Here is a 17900-nt window from a genome sequence, read left to right as displayed (position 1 = left end):
GGCGCGGGGCGCCCATTCTGTCGGGCATGAGTGAGGCGACTCCCCTTCCCTTTCCCCGGCATGAGATCCGGGCCCGCTATACGGATTCGACGGTCACGGTGTACCAGGCGTACGCGCCGGAGATCGGGCTGCCGGCCGCCCGCGACGGCCGTTTTCCCGCGGGCTGGAAGCGGGACCGGATGACGTGGGTCAAGCCGTCGTTCCTGTGGATGATGTACCGGTGCGGCTGGGCCACGAAGCCCGGCCAGGAAGTCGTCCTTGCCGTCGAGATCGACCGGGGCGGCTTCGAGTGGGCGCTGCGGAACGCGTGCCTGTCGAGCTACGAGTCCGGGGTGCACGCCGATCACGCCGCCTGGAAGCGGGAGTTGCGGCGAGCGCCCGCGCGGGTGCAGTGGGACCCCGAGCGGGATCTGTGGCTGCGACCGCTTCCGCACCGGTCGTTGCAGCTCGGGCTCTCCGGGGAGGCGGTTCGGCGGTACGCGGACGAGTGGCTGGTGTCGATCTCGGATGTGACGCCGCGCGTGCGTGAGGTGCGGGAGTTGGTCGCCGGGGGTGATGTGGAGGCGGCGGCCACGTTGCTCCCGGCCGAGTTGCCGTACCCCGGGCAGGGAAACTTGGTGCACAACTTGGTGGCCGCACCGGTCGGGGGTTGAGGGGCTCGCCCGTCCCCAAGTTCTGCACCCAAAGTCCTGTTACGCCGCCGTTGGGGCCCTGCGCGGGGCTGCTATGCCTCGCGTACGTTCGTGATGAACGCGGACCAAGCGGCGTCGGCGACCACGATGACACCACCGTCCGGATTCTTGGAGTCGCGGACCGGCACGATGCCGGGGACGCCGTCGGCTACCTCGACGCAATGGCCTCCGTCGCCGTTGCTGTAGCTGGACTTGCGCCAGCGGGCGGCACCAGCGAAGTCGCGGGCGATCTCCATGCAGTTGCCGCCGCTGCCGTTGCTGTAGCTGCTCTTGAACCAGAGCGCGTTACTCAAGTAGAACCGACTGTTCGCCATCTCCGTACTCCTCCATAGCTGACTTGCGCTGCTCAGTGCGTGCGCACCTCCGCGATGAACGCCGACCAGGCGGAACCGGCGATCACGATGGCGGGACCGTCCGGGTTCTTGGAGTCCCGGACCGGCACGATGCCGGGGATGCCGTCGGCTACCTCGACGCAATTGCCGCCGTCGCCGTTGCTGTGACTGGACTTGCGCCAGCGGGCGGCGCCGGGGAAGTCACGGGCGACCTCCACACATTCGCCGCCATCGCCGTTGCTGTAGCTGCTCTTACCCCAGAGCGCGTTACTCAAGTCGGTCCGGCTGCCTGCCATTTCGGTATTCCTCCGCCGCTGACTCGATCATGGCCAGGGACACGTCCGGTGCCTGTGCGACGGCCCTGAGCCGATCGTATGCCTTGCGGTACTGCCTAACGAGGGCTGGATCGTCGATGGTCGTTCCGCTGTACGAAGCCTCCGTATAGACGAGGGGCGGCGCGTCGGCGAAATCCATGAGCATGATGGACGCCGCTGCTAGGGGACACGGCCCACCCTTCCGCAGGACCACCTGTGGAACGATCCGGCGGCAGCGTGCGAGGCCCGCGATGTGGTCGAGCTGCGCAGTCATGTCGGGTGCGGGGACAACGGGGTCCGTCAGCAGCGACTCATGCAGGACCACCCAGTACTCGGGGGTGTCATGGTGCTCGTCGAAAAGGCGGGCCCTGACAAGGCGCGCCGTGACCTTCCCCTCGACCCAGTCGTCGGCGGCCGTGGGGTGGGCCGCGATGACCTGAGCCCGTGCGTACGGGGCCAGTTGCAGCAAACCTGGGACGGCGCTGGGAGCCCACTCCGCGATTGTCTCCGCGTGCCGCTCAGCCTCCAGCACCTGCTGAAAATACGCGGCATGCGGCCCCCGCCGCGCTCTGCCCACATCCTCGCAACCCCGCGCGAAGTACCCATCCGTTCCCAGCACACGATCCACATGCCGGGCCAACTCCATCGGCATTCGGCGTTCGCCGCGCTCGATGTCGCTGAGCAGCGACTTTCCGTAGAAGCTGCCCTCGATCAGCTCTTCAAGGGACAGGCCCGCCGCCTCCCGTTTCCACCTCAACTCCTTGCCGTAGAAGGTCGGGACGCTCATCGAGCCGTCGATGTCCTTGCGCCGTGCCATCGCTCACCGCCATGTGGGGGGCTTCCGCAGCTGTCGCTGCGTACTTGAAACCCTCGTCACGGTACGCAGCGTGACGCCACTGTGTGAGCGAACCGTCACAGTGCGCCCAGGAAGGTGACGCCCGCTCATGCCCGACCTCGTCCTCGATCTACTCGCCACCCCGAAGTCAGTCCCCGAGATCCGTCACCACCTCCGCGCCCACGACTACGACGTCCGTCTCTGCGCCTCGGAGTTGATGACCAACGTCATCGACCACCTGGGCGAGGGCACCCCCGTCTCCGTACGCGTGCACGGCACCGCCGACGGGCACACCCGCGTAGAGGTGACGGACCCGGACCCGCGCGCCCTGCCGACACTTCTGCACGCCACGCTGACGGACGAGTGCGGCCGGGGCCTCACCCTCGTAGGGGCGCTCGCCCTGCGCTGGGGCGTGGAGCAGGGGGCCGGTGGCAAGACGGTGTGGTGCGAGCTGGCCGCGGAGGGGGCGCCATGACGGGCCTGCTGCTGCTGGCGGCGCTGGCCGTTCTCGTGCCGCTCCTGCCTGGCACCGGCACCCGTCGCAGGCGGCGGCGCGGCCGGCACGCCGCCCCGCGCGACGCGCACGGCCCGCCGCCCGCGCCACGTCAGCGGCCTCGTAGCCCGTATGCCCGGGAAGTCGCGGAGGCCCGCCCGGTGGACGTCAGCCGCGTGCCCCTCGTCCGCCCCTATTACCAACGCCGTCAAACGTCCCCGCCGCGGTGAACGCGTCGGTGATCGGCGCTATGAGTGAGGCGAAACGGCGGGCGCCCGCGTCGCCGATCGGCGCCCAGAGCGCGGCGCAGTGCTCGTCCGTCTCCGCCTCGATCCGTTCGCGCGCCGCGCTGCCCGCGTCGGTGAGCGTGGCGTCGGGGCCGAGCCAGCCGCGGGCGACGAGACGGGCTGTCGCCGCGTTCCATTCCTCGTCGTCCCACTGGCGGGTCGTCCGCACCAGGGGTGTGGAGAGCCCGCCCGACGCGGTGTGCAGGACGAGGCAGTCGCACGGTCCGAGGCCGTTGTCGGCGAGTACGACGAGATGCGCGTCGCCGCGCCACTCACGTACCACCGTGATCTGCTGCCACAGCGCGACGAGCGGATCGGACGGCAGCGGGACCGACGCGTTCGCGGCGGCCAGCACCTTGCCCGCGTGGTCGGCACGGGCGACGACCGGGTCGATCAGCGCGCGGGCCTCGGCGAGTTGATCGTCCGGGATGTGCACGCCGACGCGTCGCATCGCGCGCCCCGCCGCCCTGAAGCGCGCGGCCTGCCACCGCTCGGGCGGCGCCGCGTCCCACACGCCCGTCATGGTCCGGACCACCCGGGGGCTGAAGTTGTAGAAGGCCGCGAGCGTGACCTGCCACGGGACCGCGCCCATCGCGGCCGACCGGAACGCCAGGTACGCCGGTCCGCGGTCGGTGACGCCGAGCGCGGCCGCCTCCTCCGCGCCCTCCGGAACGAGGTAGATGAAGAGGTGGGCCGCGCTGACGGCACCGCTTACTTCGCGGACGGTGTTCAGGTCCGTCGAGCCGTTGTGGTCGGGGTGCATCGGATTGTTCTCCCGAGAGTTGGGGTGCCGGTCTCGGAATCGACAGTAGCAGCAATAATCGATTATTGAGTCGATCGTCTACGCTGGAGGTATGACCGTTACGCCTCCCCGCCCGGCCCCCGCCGGAAAGCAGATGCTCTCCGAGCAGGTCTACGCACACCTGCGGGACGCGATCATGCGCGGCGACCACGCCCCTGGCGACGCCCTCAAACCGCAGGACCTCGCCAAGGAACGGGGCGTGAGCCTGGCCGTCACCCGGGAGGCGCTCGTGCGGCTGGTCGGCGAGGGCTACGCCGACCGGTTGCCCAACCGCGGCTTCGCGGTCCCGTCCTTCTCCGATCACCGCTGGCAGGAGATCGCGGAGGCCCGCCGGACCATCGAACCGGTCGTCCTGCGCATGTCCGTCGAGCGCGGCGATGTCGACTGGGAGGTCCGCGTGCGCGCCGCCCACCACCGCCTCGTGCGCACCCCGGCCTATGCGCCGGAGGAGGGCGAGCACTACACCGAGGCCTGGTCCGAGGCGCACCGGGTCTTCCACCGCACGCTGCTCGAAGGATGCGGCAACCTCGCCCTGCTGGAGACCTTCGACCGGCTGTGGACCGCCAGCGAACTGACCCGCCGCTGGTCGGCGCAGCGCGACCCCGGCCGGGACGGCGCGGACGAACACCGCAGGCTGGAGGAGGCGGCGCTGGCCCGCGACGCGGACGCCGCGGCCGGGATCCTGACGCGGCACCTCACGCTGACCGCCGCCGCGCTGACCGACGATTCAGGTCGGGCCACATGAGTGCGGGGAGCCCCTACGGGGCCTCGCGCATCGCCGCCGCCGTGCGCCCCGCGTCGTAGTCCTCCTCCACCCCCTCCACGAACACCATCTCCCCCGGGATGTGATCGGTCCGCAGCCGCACGATGTCCTGGTACGCGGCCGACGCGTACCACTCGTGGGCATGAGCCAGGTCGGGGAACCCGACCATGACCATGTCGCCGAGCCACTCCCCCTCCACGTACTCGCTCCTCTTCCCGTGCGAGAGGAACCGGCCGCCGTACGGCGCGAACGTGCCCTGGACACGTTCGATGTACTCCAGGACCTCGGGGTGCGGCGGGCCGGCGTGCGGGCGCAGTACGGCTATCGCGTAGGCGGTCATGAAGAAGCCCTCCTCGGGTCCGGCTGTCGCGGCTGTACGAAACAGCCTGCCGGGCCCCGAGAAGGGCGTCGATTACCTCAGACGTAAGACCGGACCGGTCAGATCGTCGCCGCGTCGATCACAAAGCGGTACCGCACGTCCGAGTCGAGGACACGCTCGTACGCCTCGTTCACCTGGCTCGCCTCGATCAGCTCGATCTCCGCGCCAAGACCGTGCTCCGCGCAGAAGTCCAGCATCTCCTGGGTCTCGGCGATGCCACCGATCATCGAACCGGCGAGGGTCTTGTTGCCGCCGATGAGGGAGAAGAGGTTGAGGGAGATCGGCTCCTCGGGGGCGCCGACGTTCACCAGGGCGCCGCCCGTCTTGAGCAGGCCCAGGTACGCGCCGAAGTCGACCTGCGCCGACACGGTGGAGAGGATGACGTCGAACGAGCCCGCCAGCTCCTCGAACGTCTTCGGGTCGCTCGTCGCGTAGTAGTGGTCCGCGCCGAGCTTCAGGCCGTCGTCCTTCTTGCGCAGCGACTGCGAGAGGACGGTGACCTCCGCGCCGAGGGCGTGGGCGATCTTGACGCCCATGTGGCCGAGGCCGCCGAGGCCGACGACGGCGACCTTCTTGCCGGGGCCCGCGCCCCAGTGCTTCAGCGGGGAGTACGTGGTGATGCCGGCGCAGAGCAGCGGCGCCGCCACGTCGAGGGAGATGCCCTCGGGGATGCGGAGGGTGAACGCCTCGTCGACGACGACCTTCTGGGAGTAGCCGCCGTAGGTGGGCTCGCCGTCCTTGCCGACGGAGTTGTACGTGCCGACGTTCCCCCGGAGACAGTGCTGCTCCTGGCCGGACAGGCAGGGCTCGCACTCGCGGCAGGAGTCGACCATGCAGCCGACGCCCACGCGGTCGCCGACCTCGAACTTGGTCACACCGGAGCCGACCTCGGAGACGACACCGGCGATCTCGTGGCCGGGGACCATCGGGAAGATGGCCTCGCCCCAGCCCTCACGGACCTGGTGGATGTCGGAGTGACAGATTCCGGCGTACTGGACGTCGATCAGTACGTCGTGCTCGCCGACTGTGCGGCGCTCGATGGTGGTGCGCTCCAGCGGAGCCTTGGCGCTGGGCGCGGCGTATGCGGCAACAGTCGTGGTCATGGCTTCCAGCGTGCCTTCTACGATGCCATTCGCCCAGGTCACCGCTTTGCGTACGTCCAGCGGTCCTACTACTGGCGGGGTCAGGCTCCTCGGCGTACGACCGGGAATACTGGACACCATGGATGCCAGACCGGACAACTCCGACGACGGCCGCGACGGCCGCGACGGCCTCGACCAGCGTGCCGAGCTGAGCGAGTTCCTGCGCACCCGGCGGGCCCGGCTCAAGCCCGAGGACGTGGGGATCCCGACGATCGGGCGGCACCGGCGCGTGCCGGGCCTGCGGCGCGAGGAGCTGGCGCAGCTGGCCGGGGTCTCGGTGGCGTACTACACCCGCCTGGAGCAGGGCAACGGGCGCAATGTGTCGGCGGAGGTGCTCGACGCCATCGCGCGCGCCCTGCGGCTCAGCGAGACGGAGCACGCGCATCTGACCCACCTCGCCAAGCCCAGGCAACAGCGCCGGAAGCACCGGGCCGCCAGGCGGCAGCACGCGCGGCCCGCGCTCCAGCATCTTGTCGACTCGATGGAGGGCGTGCCCGCGTACATCGGCGGGGCGCGGTCCGAGATCCTCGTCTGGAACCGGATGGCCGCCGCGCTCTTCGGGGACTGGGGCGCGATGCCCGCCCACGAGCGCAACTGGGCACGCCTCACCTTCCTCGACCCCGGCTACCGGGAGCTGTTCCGCGACTGGGAGCAGAAGGCGTCGGACATGGTCAGCTACCTGCGGCTCTACGCCGGGCAGCACCCGGACGACCCGGAGCTGTCGGCGCTCGTCGGTGAACTCTCCGTCAAGAGCGAGGAGTTCCGCACCTTGTGGGCCACGCACGACGTCAAGGAGAAGGGGCACGGCGTCAAGCGGATGCGGCACCCGCTGGTCGGTGAGCTGACCCTCGCCTACGAGACGCTGCACCTGCCCGACGACGACGGTCAGTTCCTGTCCGTGTACCACGCGGAGCCGGGCTCGCCGTCGGCGGAGGCGCTCCGCTTGTTGGCGAGCTGGGGGGCCGACGCCACCCGTGCCGGTAGCGAGGCGCCCCGCTAGGGGCGCGGGGAACTGCGCGCCCAGCCACGACGCATCCGCACCCGGCATTGACACCCAGCCCAGGGGCTCCGCCCCGGACCTCGCACCTCTGAACAGCTCTTACGGCCGGTACGGCGGAGCCGCGCCCCACGTCCACCTCGGCACCGGCTGCTCCGCCGGACGGCTCGCCCCCGGGCCCGAGAAGTACACCGCGAGCCGCGTGCCCCACTCGATGTACGCGCTGAACGCGGAGCGGAACCCGGCGTCGGCCGGCAGGTCCGCCTCGTCCGCCGCGTCCTGGATCAGCTCGACCCAGCGGCGCCGCTGGCGCTCAGTGATCGCCTTGCCGACGTGCTTGGCGACCATGTGGCTGTGCCCGCCGTGCTGTTCCGTGTAGGCGGTGGGCCCGCCGAAGACCTCGCCGAGCCAGAGCGCGACGTGCTCCGCGTGTTCGGCGGGCAGGTCGGCGAAGAGCGGGCCGAGCAGGTCGTCCTTCACGACCTTCGCGTAGAACACCGTCGTCAGCCGGTCCATCGCCGCCGCGCCGCCCGCCCACTCGTAGAGCGTGGGTTCGGCCGCGCCCGTGCCCCGTACCGTCGTCGGCTTGTAGTGGCGCATCTCCTCGATGTCACCCACGTACGGGCGGATCTCCGCCAGGAACCCGGGGAACAGGTCCGACTTGCGGAAGCCCTCCAAGTGGTCGGCGGTCGAGGTCCAGATGATGCGCAGGATGTAGTGCTCGAAGTCCTCCTCGCAGCGCGTGAGTTCGTAACTGACACAGTGCGGTGACGCGGCGAGCTGCCGGGCCGCGCGCGTGTAGGCCGCCAGGAACTGCGCCGAGCGGTCCTCGGTGATGCGGTAGCGGATGTATTCGACGGTCTCGGTCGTCATGGCTGCCAGCGAAGCACGCGGGGCCCGCCCCGGCCATAAGCCGGAGCGGGCCCCCTGGTCGTCAGGCGGCGGAGCTGTTCTCCGTCACCTTGATGCGGCCCTTGCGGATCGTCGCGAGGCGCGGCGCCTTGCGGGCGATCGCGGAGTCGTGGGTGACCATGATGAAGGTCAGCCCGTGCTCCTTCCACTGCGCTTCGAGTACGTCCATGATCTCGTCCCGCATGGACTCGTCGAGGTTGCCGGTCGGCTCGTCGGCGAGCAGCACCTTCGGGTTCTTCACCAGCGCGCGGGCGATGGCGACGCGCTGCTGCTGGCCGCCGGACATCTCCGAGGGCAGGTGCGTGAGCCGTTCGCCGAGGCCGACCGATTTCAGCGCTTCCGCCGCCCGCTCGCGCCGGTCGCCGCCCTTCAGGCCGAGCGGCACGAGCGCGGTCTCGACGTTCTCCTGCGCGGTCAGCGTCGGGATGAGGTTGAAGGACTGGAAGACGAAGCCGATGGATTCGGCGCGGACCTTGGTGAGCCGGGCCTCGGGAAGCTTGGCCAGGTCGACGCCGTCGAGCTCGACGCTGCCCGACGTCGGCCGGTCCAGGCCGCCGAGCATCTGGAGCAGCGTCGACTTGCCGCCGCCGGTCGGGCCCTGGATGACGAGCCGGTCGCCGTCGCCGATGGTCAGGTCGATGCCCGCGAGCGCGTCGACGGTGTCTTTGCCGCGCCGGTACTGCTTGGTGACGTCTCTGAGCTGATACATGGTGCAACTCCTGCTGTACGTATGACTGTACGTAGGTGGGTGGGTGCCCGTGGCAGGGCTGCTGCTGTTACTCGACGCGGCGCAGGGCGTCCGCCGGGCGCAGGCGCGAGGCCCGCCAGCCGCCGAACGCGCCGGCGATCAGGCCGCCCGCGACGGCGAGGCCGACCGCGAGGGCGATGGTGGTGGCGGAGACCGGGGCGCTGAGCGCGATGTCGAGGGTCTTGCCGCTCGCGGCCTGGCGCATGCCGCCGCCGAAACCGCCGCCACCGCCGCCCATGCCGCCACCGCCGCCGGTGCTGCCGCCGAGCTCCGCGGAGAGGGTCGGGCTGATGGCGGTGACCGCGTAGGCGCCCGCGAGGCCGACGGCGATGCCGAGGACGCCGCCGATCAGACCGTTGATCACGGCTTCGCCGATGACCTGGCGGGTGACCCGGCCCGACTTCCAGCCGAGCGCCTTGAGCGTGCCGAACTCCCGTACGCGGCGCGAGACGGCCGACGAGGTGAGCAGGCCCGCCACGAGGAACGCGGCGACGAGCACCGCGATCGACAGCCACTTGCCGACGTTGGAGGCGAGGTCGGACGCGGTGGACAGGGACCCGGAGACGGTGTCGGCGAGGTCGGCGGAGGTGGTGACCGTCGTACCCGAGATGTTCTTCTGGATCGTCGACTTGACCGCGTCGATCTGCTGCGAGTCGGTCGCCTTGACGTAGACCGTCGTGACCTTGTCCTTGGTGTCGGCGAGCGTCTGGGCCTGCTTCAGCGGCAGGTACAGATTGGCGGCGGCGTCCCCGCTGTCGGGCGTCGCGATACCGATGACCTTGTACTTCGTGCCCTTGACGGTGACGGTGTCGGCCAGGGCGAGCTTCTTCTCCTTGGCGTACGAGGCGTCGGCGACGACGACCTTGGCGTCCGTCTCGGAGGTCTTGAAGGTCCGCCCCTTGGTGATCTTCGAGGAGGTCAGCGGGCCGAGGTCCTGCTTCGTGACGTCCGTGCCGAAGACGGAGTAGGAGTTGACGTCGAAGTTGGCGCCGCCGCCCTCGACGCGGCCCTGCGGCTCACCGCTGCCACCGCCCTGACCGCCGCCGGGACCGCCCTGCTGCTGCCCCTGCTGCTGCTCGTCCTGCTTGAACTGGCCGCGCGTGAACTGGCCGCTGACCTTCATGACTTGCAGGCTCAGGCCGCCGACGGTGTCCTCGACGCCCTTCTGCTCGGCGACCTTCGTGACCGTGGACGAGGCGAGCGTCTGGAAGCCCTGCACCATGACGCGGTCGGTGGACTGCTCCTCGTCGGAGTCGCTGTCCTTGGCGTCGAAGTCGAAGCGCGGGCGGCCGGTCTCACCGCTCTTGGGCGCGGTCGCCGCCTTGGTGACGGTCATGTCGGTGCCCAGGCCGTACAGCGACTGCAGGACCTTGTCCTGGGCCTTGCTCATGCCCGAGGAGACGGAGTTGACGACGATGACGAGCGCGATACCGAGCGCCAGCCCGGAGGCGACCACGAGGGCCGCCTTTCTGCGCCGGCGCAGCTCGCGCCTGAGATAGGTGAAGAACATCGAAGCCTCGCCGGTGACGGCCCCGACCCGGGGCGCTGAGTGGGAACCAGCGAAACGTATGCAGGCGCTGTAAGGGTTGCGTGAGGTACGGATGAGAACAGCATGAAACCCCTGGCGCGCACCGCGCACCAGGGGTTTCAGAGCCTGACGAGAGCTGGATCAGGCGGCGGAGCCGGCCTTCCACTCCGCCCAGCTCAGGTTCCAGCCGTTGAGGCCGTTGTCCGGCTGGATCGTCTTGTCGCCGGTGTTCTTCACGACGACGACGTCACCGACCATCGAGTGGTTGTAGAACCAGGCACCCGGCGTGCTGGAGTCGTTGGCGCCCTTGGCGTCGGCGAGGCCGACGCAGCCGTGGCTGGTGTTGGCCGAGCCGAAGATCGACTTGGCGCCCCAGTAGTTGCCGTGGATGAAGGTGCCGGAGGTCGACAGGCGCATGGCGTGCGGCACGTCCTTGATGTCGTACTCGCCCTTGCCGTCGTCGTCGGTGAAGCCGACCGACGCGCCGTTCATCCGGGTCTCCTTGAACTTCTCGGAGATCACCATCTGGCCTTCGTACGTCTTGTTGTCGGGCGAACCGGCGGAGATCGGGATGGTCTTGACCGTCTTCCCGTTCTGCGTGACGGTCATCGTCTTGGTCTTGGCGTCGACCGTGGAGACCTGGTTCCGGCCGACCTTGAAGGTGACGGTCTTCTGCTGCACGCCCGTCACGCCGTCGGCGCCCTCGACGCCGTCGAGCGCGAGCTTGAGGGTGACGGTGGAGCCGCCCTGCCAGTAGCTCTCGGGGCGGAAGTCGAGCCGGTTCGGGCTGAACCAGTGGCCGACGACCTCCTGGCCGCTGCTGGAGGAGACGGTGATGTGCGACTGCACGTCCGCCTTGTTGGTGATCGCCTTGTCGAAGTTGATCGACACCGGCATGCCCACGCCGACGGTCGAACCGTCCTCCGGCGTGAAGTTGCCTATGAAGCTGTTGGCCGGGGAGACCGTGGTGAACGAGGCGTTCTCGTGCGCGACCCGGTTGTCCTTGTCGCTCGCCGTGGCGGCGATCTTGTAGGTCGTGGCGCGCTCGAGCTGGCTCGTGGGCTTCCAGCTCTTCTTGTCGGCGGCTATCACGCCCGCGACCGCCGTGCCGTCCGCCGTGGTCATCTTGACGTCGCTGAGCGTGCCCTTGCTGACGGTGACCTTGGCCGCGTTGTTGATGCTCGCGTTGGAGGAGCCGTCCTTCGGGGCGATCTTGATCTCGGCCTCGGACGCCTTCTTCGCCGCGGCCTCGTCCGCCTGCGCCTGCGACTCCGTCTTGCCGCTCGACGAGGCGCCCGGCTCGTCGTCGCCCCCGCCGCACGCAGAGAGCACCAGCACACCGCCGAGCACAGCGGACGCGGCCATCAGGCCCCTGCGCCGCTTACCGTCCGTCATCACACGCTTCTCCATAGTCGCCGATTTCCGATTTCCCCGGCAGGCCCTGCCACCCCGGCCGGACCCCGGAGAACTCGGGAGTTCCCCTTAACACCGGACAACGCCGCCACTGGTTCCCCCCGTTCCCGAAAAAACCCCGATGTGGGGGACGCCACGTCCTTCGCTGTGAGGGACGCCACGCACGGAACCCCGGGCGGCGGCGGCCTCCCGGGGTTCCTCTGTCCCGTCGGCCGGGCGTTACGCGCGCTCCTCGTCGGCCCCCCGCGCGTCGTCCGCGTCGCCATCATCCTCGTCGAGGTCCCAATCCGGCGAATCGGGGTCGTAGTCCACCTGCTCGCTGGACCAGGACGCCTGGACGAGTTCGGCGCCCGGCACGTCCCCGACCAGGTCGAACGGGTCCACGAGGTACGCGATCGCCTCCGCCTCGTCCTCCTGCACGGCGTCCTCGGCGTGGGCGCGCTCCTCGTCGGGCATCGACCCGTCCTCGGCGACGCGCTGCAGCGCGGCCCCGGTCAGCGCCTCCTCGTCGGAGATCTCCAGGACCAATTCCACCTTCAGGCGAACAAAACGTGACGTCTCATCAGTGCTCATACGCCGGAGCGTACGGCCCGCTCCCCCCGTGACTTTCCCGTGACCCGCCCCTTTCACTAACATCGGCCCACACGGCCAATTCGCCAGCGCCACAAGGGGGATCGCTTCCGTGTCCGCCGCACGTCGATCGTTGTTCACCGCCACCGCCGCCGGGACCCTCCTGGCCGCCCTGTGGTTCGTCCCCAATGCCTCGGCCACCGCCGAGCACCCCACCACCTCCGACCAGGGAAGCCAGGCCGCCTCGGCCGTGGAGACCCAGTCCGACCAGCAGCTCAGACTGGCCGACACGGGCACGTTCGACACGACGCCGTACGTGATCGGCGGCTCCGCGTTCCTGGGTCTCGGGGTCGGTTTCGTCGCGTACTCGGTCCGCCGGGGCCGCTCCCTCGAGATGGAGGCGCCCGCCTGACGCACCACGACCGGGGGTGCGACGTGATCCGCCGCACCCCGCCGGCCATACCTGCCGGCCACTTCCCGCCGGCCATACCTACCGGCCATACCTACCTGAGCGGCCCCGTCACCGACTCGACGGCCGCCACCAGCGCGCCGCCGCGCACGAACGCGTCCGCCGCGGCCAGGTCGGGCGCCAGGTACCGGTCCGGCCCCGGACCCCGCACCCCGGCCTTGCGCACCGCCTCGACGACCGCGCGCGACGCCGGGGCCGGCTCCAGACCCTCCCGCAGCTCGATCGCGCGCGTGGCCGCGTACAGCTCCACGGCGATGATCCGCGTGAGGTTGTCGACGGCGGTCCGCAGCTTGCGCGCCGCCGACCAGCCCATGGAGACGTGATCCTCCTGCATCGCGGAGGACGGGATCGAGTCCGCGGACGCGGGCACCGCGAGCCGCTTCATCTCACTGACCAGGGCCGCCTGCGTGTACTGGGCGATCATCAGACCCGAGTCGACGCCCGCGTCCTCGGCGAGGAACGGCGGCAGGCCGTGCGAGCGGTTCTTGTCGAGCAGCCGGTCCGTGCGCCGCTCGGCGATCGAGCCCAGGTCGGCGGCGGAGATGGCCAGGAAGTCGAGCACGTAGGCGACCGGAGCGCCGTGGAAGTTGCCGTTGGACTCCACGCGCCCGCCACCGTTGCCGTCGGGAAGGACCACGGGGTTGTCGACGGCCGCCGCCAACTCCCGCTCGGCCACGAGCCGCGCGTGCGCCATGGTGTCCCGGCCCGCCCCGGCGACCTGCGGCGCGCAGCGCACGGAGTACGCGTCCTGCACGCGCGGGGCGTCGTCCTGATGGTGCCCGGTCAGGCCCGAGCCGGCGAGGACCGCGGCCATGTTGGCAGCGCTCGCGGCCTGCCCCGGGTGCGGGCGGATGGCGTGCAGTTCGGGCGCGAGGACCCTGTCCGTGCCGAGCAGCGCCTCCAGGGTGAGGGCGGCGGTCACGTCGGCGGCCTTGTAGAGGTTGTCCAGGTCGTCGAGGGCCATGAAGAGCATGCCGAGCATGCCGTCGGTGCCGTTGAGGAGGGCGAGCCCCTCCTTCTCGCGCAGCTCCACGGGGCTGATGCCGTGCTCGGCGAGCAGCTCGCCGGCGGGCCGCACGACGCCGTCGGGGCCTTCCGCGTCGCCCTCGCCGAGCAGGGTCAGCGCGCAGTGGCTGAGCGGCGCGAGGTCGCCGGAACAGCCCAGGGACCCGTACTCGTGCACGACGGGCGTGATCCCGGCGTTGAGCACGTCCGCCATCGTCCGAGCGACCTCGGGCCGGACGCCCGTATGTCCCGAACAGACGGTCTTCAGGCGCAGGAACATCAGCGCGCGCACGACCTCGCGCTCGACGCGCGGGCCCATCCCGGCCGCGTGCGAGCGCACGATGTTGCGCTGGAGCTGAGCGCGCAGCTCGGGCCCGATGTGCCGGGTGGCAAGCGCGCCGAACCCGGTGGAGACGCCGTAGACGGGGTCCGGCTTCGCGGCCAGCGCGTCGACGACCTCACGGGCCGCGGCCAGCGCGTCCAGGGCCTCCCGGGACAGTTCGACACGGGCGCCACGGCGCGCCACGGCGATCACATCGGCAGCGGTGACCCCGGCTGCTCCCACCACCACAGTGTGCATATCCATATTCAGGAACGTACACAGTGAATCCGAAGATGTCACGAGCGGACTGCGGCGGCGCCCCTTACCCGGGCGGACGCCGATCCCTGCCACGGATGCGGCGCCGCTCCCCCGGCACCGGCGGCGGCGCGTCCGCCAGCCGTACGACCGGGTCGTCCGGGCCGCCGTCCCGCCCGGCCACGACCGGCTTGGCGGAGCGCAGCGCCTTCGCGCGGTACTGAGCCGCGTCCGCGAGCCGGAACAGCCGCCGCGCGCTGGTCACCTCGCCGATGGGATCGCCGGTGGAGGCGATGCCGCACGCGACCCCGTTGCCCAGCTCCAGCTCACCGGCGCGCGAACAGATCTCCTCCCCCACGCGGACGACCTCGTCGGCGCTCGGACCGACCGCGAGCAGGCAGAACTCGTCGCCGCCGAGCCGCGCCGCGAGCACCCCCGGCAGCATCGCGCCGCAGAGCGAGAGCACCGAGCCGAACCGTTCGAGGAGGCGGTCGCCGGTGGCGTGCCCGAGGGTGTCGTTGACCCGCTTGAGCCCGTTCAGATCGCAGACGACGAGGCTGACGACGGCGCCCTGCGCTCCGTGCCGCTCCACGGCCTCGTCGAGCCGTAGGTCGACCAGGCGGCGGTTGGCGAGGCCGGTCAGCGCGTCGGTGAAGGCGAGCCGCCGCGCCTCCTCGAGGCGCTCGGTCTGCGCGATCCCGGCCGAGACCACGGAGGCCAGGACGGTCGCGAAGTCGGCGTCCCCGGGCCCGAACACCGGCGTCCCGGCCCGCCGCGCCACATACAGCTCGCCCCAGGCCCGGCCGTGCAGCACGATCGGCGCGACGACGCAGGAGCCGCGCCCGCGCCGCCGCAGGGCCGCGACCCGCTGATGGCAGTACCCGGCGCGTTCGACGGGCCCCTCGGCCGTCTCGACCCAGGCGTCCGGCTCACCGCCCCCGGCCCACTGCTCGTGCAGGAACTCGGTGATCTCGGGGAAGCGGTGCACCGGGTACGCCTCGTTCTCCGGGAACTCCTCCTCCCCCTCGGCCCGCTCCCCGACATTGGCCAGGACCCGGAGCCGTCCGCGCTCGCGCTCCCACACGGACAGGGCGGCGAAACTCCCCGACAGCGCGTGGCACGCGCCGAGAGCGGCGGCCCGCCAGGAGTCGCGCGGGCTCCGCGCAGCGGCCATGCCCTGCGCGAGCGTCACGACGGCGCGCAGCCGGACATCGTCACCCATGGGGCCAGGTTAGGGACTTTTCCGGCATTACGGTGAGTCGGGTACGGCTGTCCCGGTGGCACACAGGTCAAACGGGGTTACTCACTCGCCGGGCCACTGCGGCCTGCGCTTCTCGTTGAACGCGGCGACGCCCTCGGCCCGGTCCCCCGAGAACGCCACCGAGCGCCACGCCGCGTCCTCCACCTCCAGTCCGGCGCGCAGGTCGAGCCCGTGCCCGAGGCGCAGGGCGCGCTTGGCGGCCCGCAGTCCGACGGGCGAGTTGGCGGCGATCCGCGCGGCCAGGGCCAGCGCCTCCGTGCGGTCCGCTCCGGCCGCCACGACCTGGTCCACGAGGCCGAGCGCGCCCGCCTCCCCGGCCTCGACGCGGCGCGCGGAGAAGATCAGCTCGGCGGCGCGCGCGGCCCCGACCCGGCGCGGCAGCAACTGCGTACCGCCGCCTCCGGGGATCACTCCGACCGACACCTCGGGCAGCCCCACGACCGCGCTCGCGTCGGCCACGATCAGATCGCAGGCGAGCGCCAGCTCGAAGCCGCCGCCGAGCGCGAACCCGTGCACGGCCGCGATCGTCGGCATCGGCAGCTCGAGGACGCCGGTGTACGCGGCGCGGGCCACGGGCCGCTGGCGTACGAGTTCGGCGTCGGAGAACGAGTTGCGCTCCTTCAGGTCGGCGCCGACGCAGAAGGCCCGCTCGTTGCTGGAGGTGAGGACGGCGACCCGTACGCCACGGTCCGCGCCGAGCGCCTCGCAGGCGGCCCCGATGGACCGTGCCATGTCGCTGCTGACCGCGTTCATGGCCTTGGGCCGGTCGAGCACCACCTCGGCGACGGTCCCGTCCTCGTGCCGCCGTACGGCCACGAACTCCCCGAACCGCTGCTCATCACCCATGGTCCACCCTTTTCGGTTAACGCCAGTTAACCGTCAAGATGTCAGGTGCGCCGGGTCAGCGTCCAGGGTTCGACGATGCCGAGACCGCGCACGGGCCGCTGCCACATGGGCTGCAGCGCGAACCGGTAGGCGGGCGGCTCCTCGCCCTGCTCCGCCGCCTTCTCCGCGGCGGCCGCGGCCTCGGCCTCGGAGGCGGGCGCCTCGGCGGTACGGATCAGCTCCTCGGCGAAGGCGCCGTCCACGAGGACGTTGTCCCGGGGAGCTATCGAGGTGAGCCGACTGGCGAGATTCACGGTGGTCCCGAAGACGTCACCCATGCGTGTCGTCACGGTCCCGAAGGCCATCCCGACCCGCAGCTCCGGCATCGTCTCGTCATTGCTCATCGTCTCGATGAGGCGCAGCGCGATCTCTCCGGCGATGCCCGCGTCGTCGGCGGCGAACAGCACCTCGTCGCCGAGCGTCTTGATGAGGCGGCCGCCGTGCGCCGCGACCAGGTCGGCCGCCGTGGTCTCGAAGGCCTCGACGAGTTCGCCGAGCTCCTCCTCCTCCATGCGCCGGGTCAGCCGGGTGAACCCGACGAGGTCCGCGAACCCGACGGCGAGGCGCCGGTCCACCATTTCCTCATCGTCACCGGCCTGCACGACGCGCCCGGTCGCCGCGGCGAGCTGCCGCCGCCACACGTAGACGAGGAACTCCTCCAGCTCGGGCAGCAGAAGCTCTATCAGCGGATACGTGACCTCGGTACGGGTCATACCGGGCTCGGGCGGCTCGGTGAGACCCTCCAGGAACGAGTCGATCTGCCACTCGGCGAGCCGGGCGGTGGTCTGGCCGGTGGAACGGGCGACCTGCACGGCCATCGCCTCGCTGAGCAGCCCGGCCTCGACGAGACCGGCGAGCCGTCGCAGAGCGAGCACGTCCGCCTCGGTCAGCGCCTTGGCCTGGCCGATGTCGGCGAAGCCCATCGCCCGCCAGAACCTGGACGCCAGCTCCATGGAGACGCCCGCGCTGCGGGCCGCCTGGAACGGGGTGTAGCGGCGCTCGGCGCCGAGAATCAGCCCTTCGAGCCGCAGAGCCAGCGGATCGCCGGGGTCAGTCTCCTCCGCGTCCTGCTTTCCGGGGTCGGATGGGGTGCCCGTGCCGGAGCCCGAGTCGTCGACGGTCACGCCTGCTGCCCTTCCGATCTGCCGCGGTCAGGTATCGACCGGGCTCAACTCTACGGCAGGGCTCTGTGTGCCACGTCACTCCGTTCGGGGCCGGGTGTCGCGGGGCTCGGCGATCGACCACTGAGCGTCTGCAAGGTACCCACCCCGGGCAGGCCGCACAGCTCCCGCGCCCCAGGGGCGGCTCGCTGAGACGGCGCACGGAGTGCGCCCCCCAGGGGCGCGGGGAACTGCGCGACCAGCCACGACGGTGCCGCAGCCAGTGACGGGCCGATCCCGCCAGACGCCCAGGGGCGCGGGGAACTGCGCGACCAGCCACGACGGTGCCGCAGCCGGTGACGGGCCGGTCCCAGCAGACGCCCAGGGGCGCGGGGA

20 protein-coding genes are annotated in these 17900 nt (G+C 71.0%); 5 read left to right on the top strand and 15 right to left on the bottom strand.

Annotation, left to right across the window (positions count from 1 at the left end):
* Positions 1-26 precede the first annotated feature (26 nt).
* Positions 27-653 (top strand): DUF4291 domain-containing protein, encoded by a 627-nt coding sequence (locus ACH4RC_RS11300; protein ID WP_398198293.1) that lies wholly within the window; start codon positions 27-29, stop codon positions 651-653.
* A gap of 71 nt (positions 654-724) precedes the next feature.
* On the opposite strand, the gene ACH4RC_RS11295 is transcribed toward ACH4RC_RS11300, so the two are convergent.
* Genes ACH4RC_RS11295 through ACH4RC_RS11285 form a run of 3 tightly spaced genes read right to left on the bottom strand, consistent with a single transcriptional unit; the run spans position 725 to position 2155 of the window.
* Entirely contained in the window at positions 725-1006 is a 282-nt protein-coding gene (locus tag ACH4RC_RS11295; RefSeq protein WP_398198290.1) for a DUF397 domain-containing protein, read from the bottom strand.
* Between the two features lie 32 nt (positions 1007-1038).
* Positions 1039-1320 (bottom strand): DUF397 domain-containing protein, encoded by a 282-nt coding sequence (locus tag ACH4RC_RS11290; protein ID WP_398198287.1) that lies wholly within the window; start codon positions 1318-1320, stop codon positions 1039-1041.
* Positions 1292-2155: a Scr1 family TA system antitoxin-like transcriptional regulator gene (locus ACH4RC_RS11285; protein ID WP_398198284.1), complete on the bottom strand. Its 864-nt coding sequence runs from the start codon at positions 2153-2155 to the stop codon at positions 1292-1294. Before ACH4RC_RS11285 ends, ACH4RC_RS11290 begins: the two co-directional genes overlap by 29 nt.
* 127 nt (positions 2156-2282) lie before the next feature.
* On the opposite strand from ACH4RC_RS11285, the gene ACH4RC_RS11280 reads away from it, so the two are divergent.
* Positions 2283-2648, top strand: coding sequence for an ATP-binding protein (locus ACH4RC_RS11280; RefSeq protein WP_398198282.1), 366 nt, complete (start codon positions 2283-2285; stop codon positions 2646-2648).
* A 186-nt stretch (positions 2649-2834) separates the two neighbouring features.
* Here ACH4RC_RS11280 and ACH4RC_RS11275 read toward each other — a convergent pair whose 3' ends face one another.
* Positions 2835-3716 carry a hypothetical protein gene (locus ACH4RC_RS11275; protein WP_398198279.1) on the bottom strand — a complete coding sequence of 294 codons (882 nt, stop codon included), beginning with the start codon at positions 3714-3716 and terminating at the stop codon, positions 2835-2837.
* A gap of 91 nt (positions 3717-3807) precedes the next feature.
* On the opposite strand from ACH4RC_RS11275, the gene ACH4RC_RS11270 reads away from it, so the two are divergent.
* On the top strand, positions 3808-4500 hold the full coding sequence (locus ACH4RC_RS11270) for a GntR family transcriptional regulator (RefSeq protein WP_398198277.1): 693 nt from the start codon (positions 3808-3810) through the stop codon (positions 4498-4500).
* Positions 4501-4513: 13 nt separating this feature from the next.
* On the opposite strand, the gene ACH4RC_RS11265 is transcribed toward ACH4RC_RS11270, so the two are convergent.
* Entirely contained in the window at positions 4514-4858 is a 345-nt protein-coding gene (locus tag ACH4RC_RS11265) for a DUF1330 domain-containing protein (protein ID WP_398198275.1), read from the bottom strand.
* Positions 4859-4956: 98 nt separating this feature from the next.
* The gene (locus tag ACH4RC_RS11260) at positions 4957-6000 is read right to left on the bottom strand and encodes an NAD(P)-dependent alcohol dehydrogenase (RefSeq protein ID WP_398198273.1); all 1044 of its coding nucleotides are present in this window, start codon (positions 5998-6000) and stop codon (positions 4957-4959) included.
* A 118-nt stretch (positions 6001-6118) separates the two neighbouring features.
* Between ACH4RC_RS11260 and ACH4RC_RS11255 the strand changes: the two genes are divergently transcribed.
* The gene (locus ACH4RC_RS11255) at positions 6119-7039 is read left to right on the top strand and encodes a helix-turn-helix domain-containing protein (protein WP_398198270.1); all 921 of its coding nucleotides are present in this window, start codon (positions 6119-6121) and stop codon (positions 7037-7039) included.
* A 99-nt stretch (positions 7040-7138) separates the two neighbouring features.
* On the opposite strand, the gene ACH4RC_RS11250 is transcribed toward ACH4RC_RS11255, so the two are convergent.
* The 5 genes from ACH4RC_RS11250 to ACH4RC_RS11230 all read right to left on the bottom strand — a co-directional run bounded on the left by ACH4RC_RS11250 (position 7139) and on the right by ACH4RC_RS11230 (position 12210).
* On the bottom strand, positions 7139-7909 hold the full coding sequence (locus tag ACH4RC_RS11250) for a group II truncated hemoglobin (protein ID WP_398198267.1): 771 nt from the start codon (positions 7907-7909) through the stop codon (positions 7139-7141).
* A gap of 61 nt (positions 7910-7970) precedes the next feature.
* Complete coding sequence (locus ACH4RC_RS11245; RefSeq protein WP_398198265.1) at positions 7971-8657, bottom strand: ABC transporter ATP-binding protein; 687 nt, start codon at positions 8655-8657, stop codon at positions 7971-7973.
* Positions 8658-8724: 67 nt separating this feature from the next.
* The gene (locus ACH4RC_RS11240; RefSeq protein WP_398198263.1) at positions 8725-10206 is read right to left on the bottom strand and encodes an ABC transporter permease; all 1482 of its coding nucleotides are present in this window, start codon (positions 10204-10206) and stop codon (positions 8725-8727) included.
* Positions 10207-10365: 159 nt separating this feature from the next.
* Positions 10366-11619, bottom strand: coding sequence for an Ig-like domain-containing protein (locus ACH4RC_RS11235; RefSeq protein ID WP_398198260.1), 1254 nt, complete (start codon positions 11617-11619; stop codon positions 10366-10368).
* 237 nt (positions 11620-11856) lie between these two features.
* The gene (locus ACH4RC_RS11230; RefSeq protein WP_398198257.1) at positions 11857-12210 is read right to left on the bottom strand and encodes a hypothetical protein; all 354 of its coding nucleotides are present in this window, start codon (positions 12208-12210) and stop codon (positions 11857-11859) included.
* Between the two features lie 109 nt (positions 12211-12319).
* Here ACH4RC_RS11230 and ACH4RC_RS11225 point away from each other — a divergent pair, with 109 nt between their 5' ends.
* A complete protein-coding gene (locus tag ACH4RC_RS11225; protein ID WP_398198255.1) occupies positions 12320-12619 on the top strand; it encodes a hypothetical protein in 300 nt (99 codons plus the stop codon).
* A 91-nt stretch (positions 12620-12710) separates the two neighbouring features.
* Here the strand turns inward: ACH4RC_RS11225 and hutH are convergent, their stop codons facing one another.
* From hutH to ACH4RC_RS11205, 4 genes are all read right to left on the bottom strand, one after another.
* Positions 12711-14261, bottom strand: a complete 1551-nt coding sequence (gene hutH / locus ACH4RC_RS11220) for a histidine ammonia-lyase (protein WP_398199168.1) — start codon at positions 14259-14261, stop codon at positions 12711-12713.
* 64 nt (positions 14262-14325) lie between these two features.
* Positions 14326-15480, bottom strand: a complete 1155-nt coding sequence (locus ACH4RC_RS11215) for a diguanylate cyclase domain-containing protein (RefSeq protein WP_398198253.1) — start codon at positions 15478-15480, stop codon at positions 14326-14328.
* A gap of 81 nt (positions 15481-15561) precedes the next feature.
* Positions 15562-16365 carry an enoyl-CoA hydratase/isomerase family protein gene (locus ACH4RC_RS11210; RefSeq protein WP_398198250.1) on the bottom strand — a complete coding sequence of 268 codons (804 nt, stop codon included), beginning with the start codon at positions 16363-16365 and terminating at the stop codon, positions 15562-15564.
* 41 nt (positions 16366-16406) lie between these two features.
* The gene (locus tag ACH4RC_RS11205; RefSeq protein ID WP_398198248.1) at positions 16407-17528 is read right to left on the bottom strand and encodes an adenylate/guanylate cyclase domain-containing protein; all 1122 of its coding nucleotides are present in this window, start codon (positions 17526-17528) and stop codon (positions 16407-16409) included.
* Positions 17529-17900: the final 372 nt, after the last annotated feature.

Origin of the sequence: Streptomyces sp. NPDC016845, assembly GCF_044332585.1 — a bacterium.
In the GTDB taxonomy this organism is placed as follows: Bacteria; Actinomycetota; Actinomycetes; order Streptomycetales; family Streptomycetaceae; genus Streptomyces.
Note: the sequence above shows the minus strand (reverse complement) of the source record. Positions and strands in the feature narration are given on the sequence as shown.

What these genes read in the sequence shown, in the direction of transcription:
- ACH4RC_RS11285 (WP_398198284.1), bottom strand. Translation starts at nt 2,155, where the DNA reads ATGGCACGGCGCAAGGACATCGACGGCTCGATGAGCGTCCCGACCTTC.
- ACH4RC_RS11295 (WP_398198290.1), bottom strand. Translation starts at nt 1,006, where the DNA reads ATGGCGAACAGTCGGTTCTACTTGAGTAACGCGCTCTGGTTCAAGAGC.
- hutH (WP_398199168.1), bottom strand. Translation starts at nt 14,261, where the DNA reads ATGCACACTGTGGTGGTGGGAGCAGCCGGGGTCACCGCTGCCGATGTG.
- ACH4RC_RS11235 (WP_398198260.1), bottom strand. Translation starts at nt 11,619, where the DNA reads ATGACGGACGGTAAGCGGCGCAGGGGCCTGATGGCCGCGTCCGCTGTG.
- ACH4RC_RS11300 (WP_398198293.1), top strand. Translation starts at nt 27, where the DNA reads ATGAGTGAGGCGACTCCCCTTCCCTTTCCCCGGCATGAGATCCGGGCC.
- ACH4RC_RS11280 (WP_398198282.1), top strand. Translation starts at nt 2,283, where the DNA reads ATGCCCGACCTCGTCCTCGATCTACTCGCCACCCCGAAGTCAGTCCCC.
- ACH4RC_RS11215 (WP_398198253.1), bottom strand. Translation starts at nt 15,480, where the DNA reads ATGGGTGACGATGTCCGGCTGCGCGCCGTCGTGACGCTCGCGCAGGGC.
- ACH4RC_RS11210 (WP_398198250.1), bottom strand. Translation starts at nt 16,365, where the DNA reads ATGGGTGATGAGCAGCGGTTCGGGGAGTTCGTGGCCGTACGGCGGCAC.
- ACH4RC_RS11245 (WP_398198265.1), bottom strand. Translation starts at nt 8,657, where the DNA reads ATGTATCAGCTCAGAGACGTCACCAAGCAGTACCGGCGCGGCAAAGAC.
- ACH4RC_RS11290 (WP_398198287.1), bottom strand. Translation starts at nt 1,320, where the DNA reads ATGGCAGGCAGCCGGACCGACTTGAGTAACGCGCTCTGGGGTAAGAGC.
- ACH4RC_RS11255 (WP_398198270.1), top strand. Translation starts at nt 6,119, where the DNA reads ATGGATGCCAGACCGGACAACTCCGACGACGGCCGCGACGGCCGCGAC.
- ACH4RC_RS11240 (WP_398198263.1), bottom strand. Translation starts at nt 10,206, where the DNA reads ATGTTCTTCACCTATCTCAGGCGCGAGCTGCGCCGGCGCAGAAAGGCG.
- ACH4RC_RS11265 (WP_398198275.1), bottom strand. Translation starts at nt 4,858, where the DNA reads ATGACCGCCTACGCGATAGCCGTACTGCGCCCGCACGCCGGCCCGCCG.
- ACH4RC_RS11275 (WP_398198279.1), bottom strand. Translation starts at nt 3,716, where the DNA reads ATGCACCCCGACCACAACGGCTCGACGGACCTGAACACCGTCCGCGAA.
- ACH4RC_RS11270 (WP_398198277.1), top strand. Translation starts at nt 3,808, where the DNA reads ATGACCGTTACGCCTCCCCGCCCGGCCCCCGCCGGAAAGCAGATGCTC.
- ACH4RC_RS11260 (WP_398198273.1), bottom strand. Translation starts at nt 6,000, where the DNA reads ATGACCACGACTGTTGCCGCATACGCCGCGCCCAGCGCCAAGGCTCCG.
- ACH4RC_RS11250 (WP_398198267.1), bottom strand. Translation starts at nt 7,909, where the DNA reads ATGACGACCGAGACCGTCGAATACATCCGCTACCGCATCACCGAGGAC.
- ACH4RC_RS11230 (WP_398198257.1), bottom strand. Translation starts at nt 12,210, where the DNA reads ATGAGCACTGATGAGACGTCACGTTTTGTTCGCCTGAAGGTGGAATTG.